We start from the raw sequence: 18752 nt of genomic DNA on the forward strand, positions 1-18752 counted from the left end.
CTAATGGTTTTCTAATAATATCACCTCCATATTCAGCCTAATTTTGACTTATCAAAAAAACAAAATTAGGTTGAATCATGAATAAAAAACAGCTTACCTTGGCGTTGTTCCTCAGTTTGGGACTAGGTAGCGCAGAGCTCGCCGAGGCGCAAACCAATGATTTTGGAAATCCAAAACTTACTCATTTCTTAAATAAGGAGCATACACGTTATATCAGCTTCAGCGGATACGCTGAGCTGTGGGCGAGATATAGTCAGCTCAATCCGGGAAGCTTGGTAAACAACGAGTCCGTTTCGAATGTATCTGATCTTTCTTTGCGGCGTATTAGGGCAAAGATGACTTACAAGCCTACCGAAAATTTACTGTTTGTATTACAGATGGGGCCTACCAACGTAAACGTCAACAGCAAAACTAATACGTATATGGATCTCTTGGATGCCTATGCAGAATATAGTTTCAGTCCCAAACTTGCGATCGGTGGCGGTCGTTCGACTTGGCGCGGTCTTTCCCGTTTTACAACAGGACCACTCAATACGCTGCTTTACGACTTGCCTCTGTATGCGACATCCAATACTGGGGCGACTGATATGGTCGTACGTGAAATGAGCATCTATGCAAAAGGGCAGTTTGGAAAATTTGACTATCGGGTGGTACTGGCTGATCCATATTCAGCCGCCAGTGCTGATCCAAAATTAAATAAAGCCACCTTCAGCAAAAATGAAGCACGCAAAGATGTGTCAGGCTACTTCCGCTATGCATTTCACGATAAAGAGAGTAACGAAACGCCATTCAATTCGGGTACATACCTCGGTAAAAAAGATGTGCTCAGCATAGGGGCTGGATTTGAGTATATGCACAATGCCCTTTGGCATCTGGATGAACGGCAGATGACCAAAAATGACGATATGCGCAATTTTGCAGCGGATATCATCTATGACGCGCCCATCGACAAAGAGAAAGGAACTTCGATTAGTGCCTATGGTATGGCCATGCACAGCGATTATGGTCCTAACTATCTCCGCTTTGCAGGGACAAACAACCCCGCTACAGGTATCGATGCGGCCAATGCAAGCCTGAATGGTGCGGGAAATAGCTTGCCAAATGCTGGCACGGGAAATACATTTTACGCACAGGTCGGCGGTACACTCCCTTATTTCAATCCATCCAAACATAATTTACAGCTGCAGCCAGCGGTTTCTGTACAAGTAGGAGACTACAAGGCATTGAAAGACAAAAGTCTAATTTATGATGCAGGTATCTCGCTACTGATGCACGGTAATAGCAGCCGGCTGACTTTTGATGCGCAAAATCGTCCGATCTATAATTTAAATGCTGCGGATCAAGCGGTGGTAACAGATCACAAGTGGGCATTTGTGCTTAAATATAGAATTGATTTTAATTAAATAGCAATAACATGAAAAGAAAAGATTTTATCCTTACACTAGGTACTGCTGGCGTAATGAGCTTTGCGGCCACCTCACTGATGGCAAAAGAGAAAAAAGCGAAAACAAAAAAAGTGTATTTCCACTATTTGCTTTTTTGGCTAAAACCTGACTTGTCTGCTGAACAGGTAGAAGAGTTTAAACAGTTTTTTGAAGGTCTTAAAAAGCTTCCCTATGTCAAAAATGTACGTTATGGAAAGCCAGCTGCTTCTTCCCCAAGGGCGGTATTGGACAACTCGTTTACCTACAATGCGTCCATGGAATTTGCGACATTGGAGGAACTAGAGGCTTATGGTAAACTGCCGGGGCACCTCGCCCTTGTCGCTAAATACAAACCTTATTTTGAACGGATGATGGTGCACGACACGGTTTATGAATTCTAAAATTAAAACAACAAAATAATAATTTCAAACATTACAAAATGAAAATGATATCCAAACTAACTATTGCTTGCGTATTGGCAGCATCAAGCTTAACCGCTGTGAAAGCGCAAGAAGGTCATGGAAAAATTAAGGAGGTCAACGTGGAAGCCGAAGGTAAAATGCCTGCAGTACGATTGATCAACAATCCGGATGGAACCTGTTCGTTTCAAAAAGGCTTTATTCCAACATTGAAACACGCCAATACGAGTACATTTTGGACAAGCAATAAAACAGAAGAATGGGAGAAAAACGCTCATCCAGCTCCAAGAAGACAATATGTGGTTACGCTGAAAGGTAAAATCAGATTTAAAGTCAGCGATGGTTCAACTTTTTTAATTGAACCTGGAACGATTCTTTTGGCTGAAGATTTGAAAGGTACTGGGCATAGCTGGGAAATGGTTCATTCAAAAAGCTGGGAAAGATTGTATATCCCTATCAATGAGGGGGCTGATGATCTTTTCGTAACAAAAAATAACTAACATTTATGTTGTGCCTCAGTCTGACCTGTGGCACAACATTGCCAGTAATTTTTCTTGTTTCCTATCGTTTCCTCTTTTTTGTTTCGTCATCCAATGTTTTAAAGACTATTGGATTTTCACTGTACGACGCCAATTTTTATGTTGAGCCTTTTTTTGAAAGGACAGGTTGGACCATGATGGCCTTTAGGAATTAATGCTTTATCTTGGATCTTTCCATTAGACCAAGACTATGATCACCTTTTCTAAAAACATTTTATTTTCTTTTATCTTTTGCCTGTTATTTTCACAGCTGCAAGGTCAGTCAGATTCAATAAAAGGATTTTTGAAGATTAAAAATGATATTTTTTGGGACACCCAAGATGGATATCCTATTTATAGTCAAGGAGGAGGTATTTTTTCTTTCAAAGATCCTGAAGATGGGCAGACTAAATATTTTTGGTATGGCGCAAAATATCAAGAATCTGAAAAATACCGAAATGATCCTAGTGTTACTCCTGAACGTGACAATTTTGTTTCTGTAACCTGTTATGTGTCTAAGGATCTCGTAAACTGGACCTCTCGTGGCGATGTTTTGACTCTTGATGAACTCAATAAAAATTCTACCCGGACTACGCGTTGGGCAGGACGTTTAGGTGTCGCATACATCAAGGAAATACGTAAGTATGCACTGCTCATCCAACACAATGATCAATTGTTAGTTACCTTATCGGAGCGTCCCAATGGCCCCTTTAAATGGCACCAGCGCATCGATATGACTGGTATGATAGGCACCAGCAACACCGGAGATCAAACAGTATTCACTGATGAGGACACCGGAAAGTCTTACCTGGTGTATTCCTACGGAAAAGGAAGAAACAAGATTTACATCTCAGAAATTGGTGTAAAGGACGGGAAGGTAGGACTACTGGATTGTAATATGGTATTTAAAGGCGAAGGGCGAGAGGGGAACTGTATGTTCAAACATAATGGAAAATACTATTTATTTGCTTCCAACTTGTACGGCTGGGATTCCTCTTTTGCCTATTACTTAGTTTCAGATCATATTTACGGTCCATATACGCCTACCAATGAAATGCTGATCATGGAGGGCTCAGAGGCCGATTATGCCCATGTCACGCAAACAGGATTTTTTGTAACGCTAAAAGGAACTAAAAAGCAGACAATTATCTATTGTGGCGATAGATGGGCTAATTTTGCGGGTAATGGTCTGGGATATAACCAGTGGTGTCCTCTATCTTTTAATGGCCCAAAGCCTATTTTTAATTCCTTAAGTTCATGGAGCCTTCATCCAACAACAGGAGAATGGCTGGTTAACAGTGACAATAATTATGTGAAGAACGGTAGTTTCGAGGCCGATAGAAGACATATACCAAGTCCGGTAAAACCTGTTCAGGAACAGTTATTAGGATGGCAAACCACGATCATTAAAGGGAATATGCTCTCTGTTGGTGATTCTTTATCGCCTGTGCTTAATTATTTCAATACAACCGAGGATAGAAAGCAGGTCGTTGGAGAAAAGAGTTTGCAGATAAATGATAAAATAGATTTTAAACGTAAGGTTTCACAGATTATTCAGTCTAGCCAGCATGTGAAACTAGCGGATGGAAAATATACTTTATCTGCAAAATTTAAACGTGGCAGTGGATTTGAGGATTTATATATGTATGCCTTAAGCGATGGTAAAGCGTATAAACAAAAACTGAGTAAAGTGGATCAGCATTGGCGTAATATTACTTTAGCGAATATATCCATTAAAAACGGGCGCGTTGAAATAGGTTTTATGGCTCGTGGAAAGGCGAATGCTTATTGCCATATAGATGATGTAACACTAATTCGATCTAAATAATCCGCATGGAATAAAAACGCGTGTTAAAAAGAGTTAATAGCATTGTTAAATGTTTAGTTTTATAATATTTTTATTGTAAAACTGATTGAAATTGAGTGGACTACAGTTGTTGTTACTATTGCTCTTTATCGCAAACCTATCTTCTGCACAAGGTCTGAAAGGCACGATTAAAGATAAGTATTCGGGTGATATTCTTATAGGTGTTTCGATCAAAGTAGCTTCACGCAGCACCTATTCCGATAGCTATGGCAAATTTATATTGCCAGGCATTAAGCTTGGCGATACAATTACCTTTTCTTCAATCGGATATGGCGAGGAAAAATATATAGTTGATAATAGCAATCTTGATAATTTGGTCATATATATGAAGCAAACAACGATATTGTTGGATGAAGTCAAGATCAATTCTTTAGGAAATTATAAGGCTGATTCCTTAAAGTTTCGGGAAGAATTTGCCAAGACCTTCAATTATAGCAAACTCAAATTTAAAGACATTTTCATCAGCAAAAATTATTCTTCAAATGTCCCGAGACACCCTAATCAAGCTAGCAATAGTACCGCCTCGCTGATTAGTGTTGATGTGCTTTCTGTTATTTCTATGTTCGGGAAAAATCGTACTCCTCAATCCAAGCTCCAACAGAAATTGATAAAGGAAGAAGAAGAACAGTATCTTGATAATACCTTTTCGAAGCGTAAGGTTCAAAATTTGACGGGCCTTAAAGGTGATTCTCTACAAACTTTCATGCAGTTGTACCGTCCGAATATTGACGCCGCGAAATACATGTCCGACTATGATATTATCCTGTACATCAAAAAATGTTACCATGAATATATCGAGCCTTAAATTTGGAGCGTGTGGGTAATGACTGGAAAGTATCCAAATCAATCAATTCGTATAAATAGAACTTTACAACTGGTGGTTTGCTAGTAATAAAAGACAAACCACTATTGAATAATCTATTTTAGTTTAGAAGCCAGGTCTTGAGATGTGGCTTTTTTGCGTTTCCTCTTTTTTGTTTCGTCCTCCAATGTTTTTAAAGACTATTGGATTTTCACTGTACGACGCCAATTTTTATGTTGAACCTTCCATTTTAAAGGTAGCTTATAGCCGTTCTTAAATCATAAGAATAACAGTCGTTTCAAAATAGTTTTATAAGAATGACCTCTTTTGTCTTGCTAACTGTCTTGTTTTCTTTTAATTATTGTTGTAGTTTTGGTACCTCACATCGAACTGTTTTGCCGTAACGAGATAAAACGAGGCGAAAAATGAAAAACAACTATAGTTCACTCGAAAATTTAACTTTGCAAAAGTTAATACGGGCTGGAGACCAAGAAGCATTTAGGATAATCTATGAAAGGTATTGGGACAAAATATTTGTGATTTGTAATAACCGGATACCACAAAAAGATATTGCGGAAGATCTTTTACAGGATATTTTCATTTCACTTTGGAATAATCCCAAACTCGAGGAGATTCAAAATCTTGAAGCTTATTTATTTCAGGCAGCCAAGTTTTCTATAATCAAATATCTAAATAGATCTTCAAGAATCGATTTTGTTGATCCTAATTCCTATGGACTATTGGATCGCGTGGAAGAGCTTGGTCTGGACGATTCATTATGCATTAAAGAGCTTCAGCAACTTATTTTCCAAGAGGTAGAACGCCTGCCGGAGAAAGCAAAGATTATCTTTAATTATTCCCGCATAGATCATTTGGACAGTCGAGAGATCGCTGAAAAACTAAATATATCACACCGAACTGTTGAAAATCAAATCAGCAAAAGCCTCAAACATTTAAGGATTTTTATAAATAATTTGAAATCTTTATTATTTTTTTAATTTTTTGGCGTGCGTTGCTTAAGACTTGTGGTACTTCTATATAGACCACAATTGTTAATCATATGAAGACGCAACAAGACATTAAAGAAATTATTTCCCGTATCAACCAGGGAATAGCTTCAGAAGAAGATATAGTACAATTCCAGCTTTGGTACAATAGTTTTGATGATAAAGAAACGATACTCGATAGCAATCTCACAGCTGTCGAATTTAAAGATAAAAACTGGGCAGAGATTCACAGACGTATTGCACCCACTAAAGTACGGCGATTGCAATGGGCATGGGGAGTTGCCGCTGCACTGCTGCTGCTTTCTACAGCTGTAGTTTGGATCTGGTCAATTCAGCAAAAGGGAAATAGCAATGAAGTTTTTAGATCAGCGGCGTGGATTACAGATGCTTCGGGCCAAACTCAAGAAATTAGTAGCAGCTTACACGATTTTCTGGATTCGACGAGCTATGTGGATCTTAAAGAACATCATGATTTAAGAACCTTGGCAACAGCGCCAGGGGAGTTTACCAAAGTTATTCTCCCAGATGGCACTAAAGTGTCGCTAAATGCCGGATCGAAAATCGTCTTGTCTCCAGATTACGCCAAGGCGGCACAAAGGACAATTTCATTGGAAGGAGAGGCTTACTTTGAAGTCGTTACAATACCCGGGCGCAGCTTTGTCGTAAAAACAGCAGATCAGCAGATCAAAGTTCTCGGTACAAAATTCAATGTCAGCGCTTATCCTAGTTTTGATAAAACAATTACCACACTGCACGAGGGGAAAATTGAGCTAAGCAATGGAAATCAAAATGTCATATTGCGCCCCAATAACATAGTTGTCAACAAAGATGGAGCTTTGTCTCTTCAACGGATGGTGAAGCTAGAGAAAGAGGCATGGCGCAAACTAGATTTTGAATTTGATAATGAATCTATTAAGACTGTACTTCATCAACTTAGCCAGTGGTACGGTTTTGAGCTCTCTTATCAGTCCGCTGTTCCTAACCAGCATATCTCTGGTAAAATAGTAAATGGCACAAAAACCTCAGATGTGCTTGAGATTATGAAAAACTTAACGAATGGGAATTTTCAGATGAAAGGCAACGTCCTCTATGTGAATTTCGCAAATAATTAACCTTAATACAATGAATGAAAAATTCTTTAAACGAAGCCCGGCTTTTTTAAATCCGGAATTGCTTTCGGTTAAACTAACCACCTTAATGACAATTGGGCTATTGTCTTGTAGCATACAGCAAAGTTTCGCACAGCGAATTCATATCGATACAACCAAAAAGCCACTTAAAACAGTATTAAAGCAGATTGAAGAGCAGTCAGGTTATTCTTTTGTTTATGATGCAGGTATTGTAGAAAACACGTCTATGTTTCAGATTTCGCTTGATGAAGATGGGATTCAAGCTGCATTGTCGAAATTAGCTAAAGAGCTTCATGTTGACTATAAGATTGTTAATAAAACTATTACATTAACTCGGATCAAAGAAAAGGAGGGAACAATCTTGTTGAAAGGACGTGTGTCCATCGATGATCAGGATGGTAAATCTCCTTCATATCAAGCTGGTGTTAGTGTCGCTATCAAAGGAACTAATAAAGTTACCAGTACAAACAATATCGGCGAATTTAGTTTGGACGTTCCTATGGAGGCAACTATTGTGGTCAGTTACATCGGTTATAAACCCAGAGAAATTCCTGCTAAAGATATCAGAAAAAATCTCGCTATCGTGCTCCAAAAAAGTATGGATTATCTGGATGAAGTAATTGTAACAGCATATGGTACCAAAGAAGCGAGAGAGAACCAAACAGGATCGGCTTTTACGATTACAAGAAAGGACCTCGATAACAGGCCTGCACTCCGGTTGGATGCTTTACTGGAAGGTGTCGTTCCAGGGGTCGAATTTAATTCACAAGATGGGGGGACAAATAGCTCTGCAAGATCACGCTATAGCACTAGAATACGTGGAGAATCCTCTACCGTTGGCGGTACAACATCAAATGAGCCATTATGGGTCGTAGATGGTGTGCCTTTGTATACTGGCGGAACGACTAATTCAATTCCTGGGATGCAAAATTCGATCAGTCCATTGACATATATAAATCCGAATGATATTGAAAGTGTCACCGTACTTAAGGATGCCAGTGCAACGACAATTTATGGCGCAAATGGATCCAATGGTGTTATCCTGATAACAACCAAACGAGGAAAAGGAGCCCCAAAACTTACTTATTCATTTCGAACAGGGATAAATAGACGGCCATCAAGTCATCTCAACCAACTGAATGGTCGCCAATATTTAAACCTGGTCAAAGCCATGGGGATGGTTGATCAGTTGGGGAAAATTGATACCAGTCAGGATACACGGTGGGCAGATGTTTATAATCGTACTGGTTTTACTAATCTCCACAGCCTAGGACTGTCGGGTTCAACAGATGCTGTTCATTATTTCCTCTCGGCCAATATCTATGACGAAAAACAGACCATTATCGGTAATTCTACAAAACGTTATGATGTGCGTTCAAACGTAAGTGGGAATGTGGGTAAACGTTTGGTTTTGAACAGTACACTTGCTGCTTCTTATTCTAAAGATGACATGTTCAATCCAGGCAATGCTTATTTTCAGTACAGCCCATTGATTAGTCCATTTGGTCCAAATGGTGAGTATATTGAGCGAGATCCAAATGGCGGGCTTTTACAGGGTATGCCTGGTCTGATCGATCAAAATGAACAAAAACAAGCAACCGCACATGTTTTGGGAACCTTAGGATTTACTTATCAACTATGGGATGGATTAGTCTTTACAAACCTTAATGGTGCGGATTTTACCAGCGCCAATGAAGATCAGTACTTTTCAATGTATAATTACACGGGCTCTTCCAGTAACGGCGAGGCCTATCGAGGGCAGTCACAGGTTTTAAACTTAATCAGTACAAATACCTTAGCATTTAAGCGTACTATTTTTAAAGGTGATTTTGATGTTGTACTGGGAACCGAAGCACGAAAAGAAGAACGTAGATCTGTTTCCGCTACGGGAAGTAATTTTCCAAATGACTATATCCGGGAAGTCGGCTTTGTAGCCACTGATAATCGTCTTGGCACAACAAGCCGCGATAAACAAACGTTACTTTCCTATTTTGGGCGTGCCGGTTACGTATATGATAAACGTTATGCAATAAACTATACCTATCGAAAAGATGGCAGTTCCAATTTTGGGAAAGATGTAAAATGGGGAACCTTTAGTTCTGTCGGTGCGGCATGGACAATAAGCAATGAGGCTTTTTGGCCAAAAAATAAGATTGTTGATTTCTTGAAATTTAAGGCATCCTACGGAAATAATGGTAACTCTCGATTTAATTCAGCTTATGCTAGTGGTATTTACAAATACGATTCCAATTATAGTTACGGGGGGAGTTCTGGAACGACGATGTCGAGAGGTGTGAATGACGGACTGAAATGGGAAACAACAAAAATGCTCAATACAGGGATAGATTTTAGATTGTTAGGTCGGTGGAATGTAGCGGCCGAATACTATCGAAATGTTACCCACGATATGATTGACGATGCCTATGTATCTATGGTGACAGGCTTTAGACGTACTTATCAAAACGTCGGAAAAATGCAAAATGCAGGTGTGGAGTTGAGTGTCAATGGAGCAATACTACAAAAGGAAAACTTTAATTGGAATGCAACGTTCATTTTATCTTCAAATAGAAACAAAGTGTTGCAGTTAAATGAAGATATTGACCGTGTTTCGGGCAATACGATCATGAGAAAAGGATATAATTCCCGCTCTTACTACCTTGTGCGTTGGGCAGGTGTGGATCCTTCTACAGGAGATCCAATGTGGTATGATTTGGATGGCAATGTAACTAAAGTATATAATACAGAAAATCGTGTGCTTGTTGGAGATTCAACCCCGCAATATTATGGAGGACTAACGAATTATGTTAATTATAAAAACTGGAATTTTTCAATTTTTTTCAAATATTCAAAAGGAGGCTATTATTTTGATCAGGCAACTAGAAATAATGGATTGGATGGTCTTAATATTTTGAGTGGCAATCAATCCATTGATATGCTGAATTCTTGGTATTTTCCGGGGCAGCTGGCAACTTCTCCACGACTTTCGAATACAAGTACCTCATCTATTATGAACTCCACCCGCTTTTTATTGGACAAAACATACCTTAAGTTAGATAATATCAGTGTAGGATATACTTTTAATAGCGGTCTAATTCGCCGATTAAAGTTAGATCATATTTCAGTTACCGCTATGGCGAGTAATATTGCGATGTGGACTCCATATTCATCGAAAAAAGGATCAATAAAAAATTATGAAGTTTTAGCTAAACAGTATGGTGTAACAAGCGGAAGCGTAGTTGACAATACCTATGCAAATATGCTTTCAGAATCCAGTCGCGTGCTTAATTATTCAATGGGTATCAATATCGGTTTTTAATCAGAATTTAACATGAAGTTATTTAAATATACAGTAATCGCGGTGTCATTATCGTTGGCAAGTTGCGGTAAATCATTTTTGGAAGTTGAACCCATAGGACAACTCGGCAAAGAGCAACTATTTTCTGATTTAAATGGTATGCGGGATGCACTTGTTGGTAGTTATAACCTCACCTCGCGTTTTTTTCAGTCACAGTATGGGATATATGGCGATTTACGTGGCGATGATATACAACGCATCACAAATGGTACGCAAAATTATATGTTAACGGACTATAACTATACTTTTGATGAAGAAGATGGAACTGGTGGGACTTTAGCCATATGGTCAACAGGCTATGAGGCCATTAATAATATCAATAATATTATTAACTCTGCTGAAACGGTGCGTAAATCACTAAATGGTAGGTCTGACGATTTTAATAGCTATATGGGACAGAGCCACGTTTTGCGTGGACTACTATTTTTTGCATTGGCAAATGTCTATGCACAGCATTATACGTATACAGCGGATGGAAGTCATCCGGGAATTCCTATTCCTACAGTAACACCATTACCGAGTGAGCGCGTGCCCAGGGCAAGTATGAAAGATACCTATGCGCAAATCATAGCTGATCTAGAACAGGGAATTACCTTTTTGGGAAATTCAACAGGAAAGACTAAGATATATGCTTCAGCAGATGCCGCACGAGCCCTTTTGTCGAGGATATATCTATACATGGGGCGTTATGAAGATGTAATTAACTATTCTTCAGTAGTATTGACCGATGGAAAGTACAAATTGGTGAATGCCGAAGATTATAAAAATATGTTCATTTCGGATAGTCAGTTTTCAGATTTTAACAGCATTAATTCTGAAGTGATCTGGCAGCTAAATCTGACTATTAGGTCTTCAAATTTTATGTCAAGCTTCTATTCTGATAGAGTTGCGTTTTTAGCCTATCCTTCAGACAATTTTTTAAATTTATTAGGCACAGATGATATCCGTAAATCAATGTTTGAACTACAATCAAGTTCGAAGAGATACATGTCTCTTAAGAATGGGAAGTATTCAACAACAACTGATTTGAATTGGCCTGTCAATTTTAAAGTGATCCGGTCTGCCGAACTCTATCTAAATAGAGCGGAAGCATATTTTCATACTCAACAATATAATTTGGCGATTGAAGACTTAAAAACCGTTAGAGCGAGGGCACTAGGTAAAAATACCGCGGAAATTGTTGTCGAATATACTTCACCAAATGAATTGTTGGAATTGATAAAATTGGAAAGACGCAAGGAATTGGCTTTTGAAGGCCAGCGTATCTACGATATCATGCGTTATAAAGAATCGCTGGATCGTGGGACCGGATGTAACTCGGCAAACTGTCAGATAAATTATCCCAATGATCTGTTTATTCTTCCTATTCCAAAATCAGAATTAGATGCCAATAAATCCATCACTCCCAATCCCACTGTAAATAAATAAAAATGAAAAATATCCTATTTTTAATGAGTTTCATCTCCCTGCTATTTTTAGCTTGTAATAAAGAATTAGAAACTCCATATGATCATCCTTTTTTCTATATCCACCAAAATAACGTTTCGGAAATAACTGTGCAGGCTAACAGAAATGAGTCGGTTGACTATAAAGTTTATTTCAGTACAAAAACACAGTTCGAAGCCATTGAAGTGGATTATGAAGTGGTGGCGGGCGATGGCCTTAAAACGGGCGTAGATTACGAAGTTATTAATTCGGGTTCGTCGCTTTTGTTTAAGCCAGGTGTCGTAGAAATGCCTATAACAATACGCTGGATTAATCATTCGATAGAAGAAGGTAAAGACAATACATTAACTATTCGTCTGCTCAGAAACGATAAAAATATTACACTTGGCCTACCCGGCCCTGATCATAAACAATCCAGTCTGAAAATTACTAAAATATAGAACATATGGATATTCTGAAAAAAACAATAGGGATATTGTGTGTTCTTCTTGTATCATTCATACAGCTGAAAGCGCAGGACCTTAAACAGGATCCAAAGTTGTTGCGTGGAAAATTAAAAAATGGCTTTCAGTATTTTATTTATCCTAATAATACGAATAATCAGCAGACTGCTATACAGCTTTTTGTCAATGCCGGCAGTCTACAGGAAGAGGATAATCAGTTGGGATTAGCCCATTTTGTTGAACACATGGCTTTTAATGGAAGTAAGCACTATCCAAAAAATGAAGTCATCACCTACTTGGAGTCTTTGGGCGTTAAATTTGGGGCTGACTTAAATGCACATACCTCCTATGATGAAACGGTTTATAAAATCACGATCGATAGCAAGTCGAAGGAAAACTTAGAGAAAGCGCTTGATATCGTTAGCGACTGGGCGTTCAATCTTAGTTTCGATTCTTTGGAAATCGAAAAGGAGCGCGGCATCATCATAGAAGAATGGCGGACCAAGGAAGGTCTTTCTGCCCGCCTGAGCGATCAGACCCTGCCTTTGATCTTTTCTCATTCCCGTTACGGCCTTCGTAAACCGATTGGCACGCTGGATATATTGCGTAATTTTCGTCGGCCGACGCTGGTAGATTTTTATCAAAAATGGTATAGGCCAAACCTAATGGGATTGGCTGTCGTAACAAACCAAGATCCAAAAGCAGTTGAGAAGATGATCAAAAAGCTTTTTGGAAAAGCTAAAAACAGAAAACCAGAAACAAAGCGCATTTCATATAGCTTGGCAAATCATACCGATACACTTTTTAATATCTATACGGACAAAGAGGCCAATAGTATTGACTTTAGTTATATTGGGATTTTGCCGGCTAGCAAAGCTGTAAAGACGGAAGCTGATTTTTTTGAAAATTTAAAACGTAGTGCAGTAAATGCACTTTTAAAGAAAAGATTTGATCGAATTGCCCAGTTGGACGACAGTTACAAAAGTGCTTCCATGTCGGTCTCTGATCTTTTACTGAACAATGGACTTTCTGTTGGTGGAGCTACCTTGTACGAGGGGCAGATCAAATCTGGAATTTCTAAATATTTGAAAGAACGCGAACGTATTTTGCGCTATGGATTTACCTCTTCAGAACTGTCTGATTATAGAGAGCAATACAAAAGACAGCTTCAACGCGCGCCGGAGAACAAAGAACTAAATGCCAATATCATGTTGAGCCAATTAAAAGATGTCTTTTTTACTGGCCAAATATTAATGGATAAGGAACAACGTAATGGGCAGATATTACGTGATCTGGATAGACTCGATTCTTTAAACCTCCTGCATCATCTCCAGGGTTATTTTAAGCCGGGAAATACAGCTGTGATGCTAACCGCCCCTGAACGCCTAATGGCAGAGGTGCCCAACGAAAGTGTTTTGCGCCAGTTGTTCGCAGAGTCCGCCGAGGCAGATTTGAAGAAATGGACAGATCATATTGAAATACCCCAGCAATTGCTGAGCGATCTGCCTATATCCGGTAAAGTGATACAAAAGAAACTGATCAACGAGGTCGGTGTGACCGAATGGCAACTTTCCAATGGCGCCAGATTTTTTTTGAAGAAAAATGATAGTAGAAAAAATCATATTCAACTAACAGCCTTTAGAAAAGGCGGTTTTATTGCTATGGACAGCTCCGATTATGTCAACGCTGTGTATGCCAAAAATATAATTGGAGCCAGTGGTGCGGGGGCATTTACGCGGGCGGCATTAACAAAATTTTTAAATGGAAACTCAGCGTCGGCCACGTTTATGATAGCGCCAAATCGAGAGGGACTGTCGGCGTCAGCTAATCAAAAGGATATCAAGTCTATGTTTGAGCTGATTTACCTCAAATGGACTCAGCCTCGTGTCGATGAGAAAATTTTTGGAAGCATCAAAAAGCAAGGGTTAGATGCCGCCAGGAATAAAAAATTCAATGTGATGGATGCCTATAATCAAGCGATCAATAAAGCTATAGGGGCGGACGATTTGGAAGAAAATACACTTTCGGTCGAACGCATTGAAAAGGATCTACAGATTGATCGTATTGTACCAGTATTCAAGGAACGTTTCCATTCAGCTAAAGATTTTGATTTTGTGCTCGTCGGTGATTTTGATATAGATAGTATTCAAGCATTTGTAGAACAGTATATAGCGGCACTTCCTACAGGATATTACCGCAGTGAGCAGCGGATGCCAGCTTATAAACAACGCCAAGATCAAGAAATTGTCCAATATGCAGGCCAGGCAGAAAAGGCCACGGTTAACTTGTTCTATCAGACCACTTCTACACATTATGATTACCCTGAGATACTAAAAAATGAACTTTTGGAAAATGTGCTCAAGGTTAAACTCCGAAAAAATTTGAGAGAAGAGCAGTCAGGCGTATATGGCGTAGGTGTTAGTGTCAGTGCAACTTCTGAACCGACCGATTTGATGCGTACACGCATTAATTTTACCTGCGAACCTTCAAGAGCAGAGTTTTTGATCGGACAAGTTCAGGTCGAACTTGATAAAATCATAAAAGATCCGTCTTACTTTATTGAAGAACTTAATAATGCTAAAGTACAAATGTACCAGGTATACGACAAACAATTTGGAAAAGATACATTTTGGAGTGCAGAACTGCGCAACCATGTTTATTATGGTTTTGGAACCTGGTCATTCTTTACCAGTTATAAGCAAATGCTTGATCAGATAAAAGCTGCGGACATTGCCGATTATGCTAAACTTAAGCTTAATAAAGCCTACAAAGTAAAGGCGGTATTATTACCAGAAAATTTAAAGAAATAATTCATACAGATGAAATGGTCAGCGATATATCAGACAAGTTTGATAAAGATAAGACCTAAGCTTCATCATCATAAAAATATAGGGATGAAAAAACACTATTGTTTAATATTGATCACGATGATCTTTAGTCTGTTTCTTCTCGGATGCAAACAGGAGGCATTACTTGCAGATAATGTACAGTTGCAATCCTTTTCTTTTGACCCTTCAAGCAATCCGGGCCTTAAAGATGCAGTATATGGTACGATTGAAGGACAGCATATTTCTATTCGTGTGCCCAACTCGGTCGATATCACAAAAGCAGTACCTTCATTTAAGGTTGCCTCGGAGAAATTGGTTGCATACGTTGGGAAAAATATTCAGGAATCTGGGGTTACAGCTGTCGATCTTTCCAAAGCAACTGTCTACCGTTTTGTGACACCAAACGGAATGTCGGAATATAGCGTTTCGGCACAAAAGTCGGGATCTATTCTTTCCTTTGGTTTCTATGCCACTGATAATCCAGATTATTTGTTTCGCGATTATCCCGCTACAATAAGCAAACTTGATATCAAAGTAGATCTACCTGTAGATGCCGATATCACCAAGTTGGTTGCCCGATATACTGTCAACGACGGCACAGTACTGAAGTCCAATGGTACCGATTTTAAAAGCAAGGAAACCATTTTAGATTATTCCAATCCCCAAACCCTGACATTGCAGGATTTAGAAAGTGGTACATCCGAAAGTTTTGTTGTTCAGGTAGGTAGGTTGACGGCGCCTGTGTGGACAAAAGTAGAGTTGCCTGATTTCTTGGGATCAGAAAATGTGAATGAATCGACATTGGAATTCAACCCAGTAACAGGACAATTGTATGTTGCGGTCCAAACAAATGGAGGTACCGACGAACAAAAGAAAGGTATTATTGGACTGTATAATAGCGAAACTAAGCAATGGGAGCCAGTGGGGCCGGCAACTGGATTTACTCCAACTCGAGCAAATTTGATTTCCTTGGATTTCTCTAAACAAGGAATTCCTTATGCTGCATTTAGAGATTACACGGCAGGAACCAACGCACAGTATGCATCGTTAATGAAGTATGAAAATAATGCATGGTCTCTCGTGGGTAAACAACAAGGATCTTTTACTAAGGTCAATTATCTAACCCTCAAGATAGATGAAAATGATAAGCCTTATATAGGCTATACAATAGATGATAGGACAGGGAATCCTTATCCTTATCGAGGTACTTACGCTGAATCGTATCAATCTGGCGCCTGGACTGGGCAGACATTTTCTCAGTCGACCACAGGATACTATGCAAAAATGTTTAAAGGAGCTGATCACAAATTGTATTATGCGGTTATGGATTTGACAGCTGGTACATCCCTTCGTAAACCTTCAATTTATCGCTTAGACGGCGATCGATGGACATTGGTTGGTACGGTCAGAGTTGGCCCAGCCGAATCTAACTTCGGTGGTTTCAATATCGATCTTGATGTGACTGCGGACGGGCAGATATATATGGCTTACCAATCTAATTCTCCGACTTATAAAACATTTGTTATGCATTGGAATGGACAGAGTTGGTCACAATTGGGGGAAGGTTTTAGTCAGACGACAAGCAGTACGTCACAACGGAATAACCTGGCTATAAAATTGCATCCTGATGGTCGTATATTTTTAGCTTATGGTGATGCTAATAACGGCATAAAGGTGACAACTTTTAATGAAGAAACTCGAAATTGGAACGCTGGTGATCAACTGTCGGCAGAAAATGGTGATAAGTATGAAATGCGAATAAGCAAAGAGGGGATTCCATATTTAATAACTATTATAAATGACAAAGCTGCCCTTTTCAAATACGATATTCCCGGATTATAATATAGTTCAGGTCACGGTCGGATGGAGATAATTATCTGATCGTGATTTGATTTTAGCAACGAGCGATATGATAAAAAAAATAAGCATTATCTGGATCTTGGGATTACTTTTTGTAATAAAGGTCACAGCCCAAGTAGCAGCAGCTAAGAAAGTCTGGATTGAAGGACACGCTTTTGAAGACAAAAATAACAATGGCCTTTTGGATATAGGCGAGAAAAGGCTTTCTAAAATACGGGTATCTAATGGTATTGATGTGATAAGTACTGATAAAACAGGAGCATATGGCTTGGAGGCTAAGATAGGTCAATCCATTTTTTCTATCACTCCATCTGAATATGTACGGGCAAAGGAGAAGAAAATAGGAAATGCAAATGCATATTACCTCAATCCGAATCATACTATTCCCGATACTTTGGTGTTTGATATACCATTAAGAAAGCGGAAAAATGTCCCTCTCGAATTCAATATTGCCGCTATCGGAGACGTGCAGGTTAGTGATCAGGAGGAGTTGGGATTTGCGGCCAAAAGTATATTTTCTGAACTAGTAGGAAGGAAAGATATTGATTTTAATCTTGTTATGGGAGATTTAGTCAACAATAATATGGAGATTCTGCCTGAAGTGGGGAAAATGATCGATGCACTGCCGATGTCATCCTACACAATGGTCGGCAACCATGATCGGAACGTTGCCAATCCGGACCATATGAACGACCGATTCAATACAGTTTTTGGAGCTGATAATTATGCTTTCAATTATGGTAACGTACATTTTATCGTGTTAAACAATGTGTTTGCTACAGGCAAAAATTCGTATGAAGGAAGAATAACGGATGAGCAGTTGACATTTTTGAAAAATGATCTTTCATATGTTCCAAAAGATGCTTTAGTAGTACTTAGTCAGCATATTCCTATGGCTTTTACGCGAAATAGAATGGACGTACTTCAATTGTTGGTCGATTATAAAAATGTATTGATTTTGTCTGGACATACTCATCAGGTGGATCGTTATTTCTTTAAAAATAAAGCGGTACAGGAATTGGGGGCTGGTGCTACCTGTGGTAATTGGTGGCGTGGAGAGAAAGACGCCAAAGGAGTTCCGGATGCCAGGATGCTTTGCGGTAGCCCAAGGGGGTATTTTGTGATTAATATTAAAAAGAATACGTATTCCTTTCAGTTCAAAGCCGTCGATCAGGATGCGAAAAAACAAATGCATATCGCTGTTAGAGCGGGTGTATTGCTAGCCAATGTTTTTGGAGCGGCAGATAGTACCAATGTCATGGTACAGATAAATGATGGAGAATGGGGCCAGATGCGGAAAAGTAAAAATGTCGATCCCTTTGTATCCGATATCATCGAAAAAAATAATCAAAAAATCTATCCCACTTTAGGTAGTACGGCGAATCCTTTACGAAAGCGGAACTCGGGTCATCTTTGGGAATTTCCGCTGCAAAACGTAAATGGTGATAGTATAAAAGTGATCCGAATTAAAGCGGAGGATAACTATGGTTTTTCAGTTCAAAATGAATTCACCGAGTTTATATCGGAGTAATTATACAAATTATTCTTGCTAGCTGTGCAAGCTTATGTAAAAGGGTAGGCTTGACTGTAGAAGAATACTATAGTTTTCATATGTTTTAAGTTTAGTTTAGAAGCCACGTCGTGAGATGTGGC

At 39.0% G+C, this 18752-nt stretch carries 13 protein-coding genes; all 13 read left to right on the forward strand.

Features of this window, described 5'->3' with window-relative positions; all coding sequences use genetic code 11:
• Nucleotides 1-77: 77 nt before the first annotated feature.
• A complete protein-coding gene (locus IQ31_RS08615; protein WP_145327765.1) occupies nt 78-1403 on the forward strand; it encodes a hypothetical protein in 1326 nt (441 codons plus the stop codon).
• Nucleotides 1404-1414: 11 nt separating this feature from the next.
• The gene (locus IQ31_RS08620; protein ID WP_070565284.1) at nt 1415-1825 is read left to right on the forward strand and encodes a Dabb family protein; all 411 of its coding nucleotides are present in this window, start codon (nt 1415-1417) and stop codon (nt 1823-1825) included.
• Nucleotides 1826-1863: 38 nt separating this feature from the next.
• A complete protein-coding gene (locus tag IQ31_RS08625) occupies nt 1864-2343 on the forward strand; it encodes a cupin domain-containing protein (RefSeq protein WP_244294431.1) in 480 nt (159 codons plus the stop codon).
• Nucleotides 2344-2665: 322 nt separating this feature from the next.
• Nucleotides 2666-4189 carry a family 43 glycosylhydrolase gene (locus IQ31_RS08630; protein WP_208734174.1) on the forward strand — a complete coding sequence of 508 codons (1524 nt, stop codon included), beginning with the start codon at nt 2666-2668 and terminating at the stop codon, nt 4187-4189.
• A 91-nt stretch (nt 4190-4280) separates the two neighbouring features.
• Nucleotides 4281-5033 (forward strand): carboxypeptidase-like regulatory domain-containing protein, encoded by a 753-nt coding sequence (locus IQ31_RS08635; RefSeq protein WP_158638832.1) that lies wholly within the window; start codon nt 4281-4283, stop codon nt 5031-5033.
• A 422-nt stretch (nt 5034-5455) separates the two neighbouring features.
• Nucleotides 5456-6028, forward strand: a complete 573-nt coding sequence (locus IQ31_RS08640) for an RNA polymerase sigma factor (RefSeq protein ID WP_145327768.1) — start codon at nt 5456-5458, stop codon at nt 6026-6028.
• Nucleotides 6029-6090: 62 nt separating this feature from the next.
• On the forward strand, nt 6091-7149 hold the full coding sequence (locus IQ31_RS08645; RefSeq protein ID WP_145327769.1) for a FecR family protein: 1059 nt from the start codon (nt 6091-6093) through the stop codon (nt 7147-7149).
• Nucleotides 7150-7159: 10 nt separating this feature from the next.
• The gene (locus tag IQ31_RS08650; protein WP_145327770.1) at nt 7160-10483 is read left to right on the forward strand and encodes a SusC/RagA family TonB-linked outer membrane protein; all 3324 of its coding nucleotides are present in this window, start codon (nt 7160-7162) and stop codon (nt 10481-10483) included.
• Nucleotides 10484-10495: 12 nt separating this feature from the next.
• Entirely contained in the window at nt 10496-11950 is a 1455-nt protein-coding gene (locus IQ31_RS08655; protein ID WP_145327771.1) for a RagB/SusD family nutrient uptake outer membrane protein, read from the forward strand.
• Nucleotides 11951-11952: 2 nt separating this feature from the next.
• On the forward strand, nt 11953-12408 hold the full coding sequence (locus tag IQ31_RS08660) for a hypothetical protein (RefSeq protein WP_145327772.1): 456 nt from the start codon (nt 11953-11955) through the stop codon (nt 12406-12408).
• 5 nt (nt 12409-12413) lie between these two features.
• Nucleotides 12414-15221, forward strand: a complete 2808-nt coding sequence (locus tag IQ31_RS08665) for a M16 family metallopeptidase (RefSeq protein ID WP_145327773.1) — start codon at nt 12414-12416, stop codon at nt 15219-15221.
• Between the two features lie 84 nt (nt 15222-15305).
• Nucleotides 15306-17081, forward strand: coding sequence for a hypothetical protein (locus tag IQ31_RS08670; RefSeq protein WP_145327774.1), 1776 nt, complete (start codon nt 15306-15308; stop codon nt 17079-17081).
• 67 nt (nt 17082-17148) lie between these two features.
• Nucleotides 17149-18630 (forward strand): calcineurin-like phosphoesterase C-terminal domain-containing protein, encoded by a 1482-nt coding sequence (locus tag IQ31_RS08675; RefSeq protein ID WP_145327775.1) that lies wholly within the window; start codon nt 17149-17151, stop codon nt 18628-18630.
• Nucleotides 18631-18752: the final 122 nt, after the last annotated feature.

It is taken from the genome of Sphingobacterium siyangense (assembly GCF_007830445.1).
In the GTDB taxonomy this organism is placed as follows: Bacteria; Bacteroidota; Bacteroidia; order Sphingobacteriales; family Sphingobacteriaceae; genus Sphingobacterium; species Sphingobacterium siyangense.

What these genes read in the sequence shown, in the direction of transcription:
- IQ31_RS08615 (WP_145327765.1), top strand. Translation starts at nt 78, where the DNA reads ATGAATAAAAAACAGCTTACCTTGGCGTTGTTCCTCAGTTTGGGACTA.
- IQ31_RS08620 (WP_070565284.1), top strand. Translation starts at nt 1,415, where the DNA reads ATGAAAAGAAAAGATTTTATCCTTACACTAGGTACTGCTGGCGTAATG.
- IQ31_RS08625 (WP_244294431.1), top strand. Translation starts at nt 1,864, where the DNA reads ATGAAAATGATATCCAAACTAACTATTGCTTGCGTATTGGCAGCATCA.
- IQ31_RS08640 (WP_145327768.1), top strand. Translation starts at nt 5,456, where the DNA reads ATGAAAAACAACTATAGTTCACTCGAAAATTTAACTTTGCAAAAGTTA.
- IQ31_RS08645 (WP_145327769.1), top strand. Translation starts at nt 6,091, where the DNA reads ATGAAGACGCAACAAGACATTAAAGAAATTATTTCCCGTATCAACCAG.
- IQ31_RS08650 (WP_145327770.1), top strand. Translation starts at nt 7,160, where the DNA reads ATGAATGAAAAATTCTTTAAACGAAGCCCGGCTTTTTTAAATCCGGAA.
- IQ31_RS08655 (WP_145327771.1), top strand. Translation starts at nt 10,496, where the DNA reads ATGAAGTTATTTAAATATACAGTAATCGCGGTGTCATTATCGTTGGCA.
- IQ31_RS08660 (WP_145327772.1), top strand. Translation starts at nt 11,953, where the DNA reads ATGAAAAATATCCTATTTTTAATGAGTTTCATCTCCCTGCTATTTTTA.
- IQ31_RS08665 (WP_145327773.1), top strand. Translation starts at nt 12,414, where the DNA reads ATGGATATTCTGAAAAAAACAATAGGGATATTGTGTGTTCTTCTTGTA.
- IQ31_RS08670 (WP_145327774.1), top strand. Translation starts at nt 15,306, where the DNA reads ATGAAAAAACACTATTGTTTAATATTGATCACGATGATCTTTAGTCTG.
- IQ31_RS08675 (WP_145327775.1), top strand. Translation starts at nt 17,149, where the DNA reads ATGATAAAAAAAATAAGCATTATCTGGATCTTGGGATTACTTTTTGTA.